The organism is Pseudomonas sp. NPDC099000, assembly GCF_044759925.1.
Lineage (GTDB): Bacteria > Pseudomonadota > Gammaproteobacteria > Pseudomonadales > Pseudomonadaceae > Aquipseudomonas.
Genome location: NZ_JBIWAF010000038.1, coordinates 1,774 through 2,368 on the forward strand (window position 1 = coordinate 1,774; position 595 = coordinate 2,368).

General features: G+C 47.9%; 1 pseudogene. It reads left to right on the forward strand.

Going from position 1 to position 595, the window contains the following annotated elements:
- Positions 1-32: 32 nt before the first annotated feature.
- A pseudogene (rpsI, locus tag ACIQV9_RS26625) lies at positions 33-278 on the forward strand (30S ribosomal protein S9); the annotation flags it as partial.
- Positions 279-595: the final 317 nt, after the last annotated feature.

A 595-nucleotide genomic window follows, 5' to 3' on the forward strand; every position in this document is an offset into this window, starting at 1 on the left:
AATGAAACGAAAAACCACAAAATGAACTTAGTCAGCAGATGGAACTGACCGACAAACTTTAAAAGTTCGACATCTACGTCACCGTTATCGGTGGCGGTGTAAGTGGTCAAGCTGGCGCAATCCGCCACGGTATCACTCGCGCTCTGATGCAGTACGACGAAACCCTGCGTGGCGCTCTGCGCAAAGCTGGCTTCGTTACTCGCGATGCTCGTGAAGTTGAACGTAAGAAAGTTGGTCTGCGTAAAGCGCGTAAGCGTCCGCAGTACTCGAAGCGTTAATTCGCTTTCGCGTTCAAAAAGAACGCCCAGTTTCCTCGCGAAGCTGGGCGTTTTTTTATGGGCGCGATTTATCAAAGAATTGCGCTGTGACAACTTGCCACAGCCGTAGAAGCCCTATACTGCAAGGCTTGGCAGTGAAGCCCCTCGGTAATTACCTTGTCAGAATTGGGGCTTTTCATTACCATTCGGCAAAATTTTTATAAGTTCAGATTTTTACTTAGTAGACGCCTGATTTAACAGGCCACAAAGCTGATGGGAGAGGACTGAATGAGCAATGAAGTCGTGTATGCTGGCAGTAGTCGGTTTTTGGTATCAGT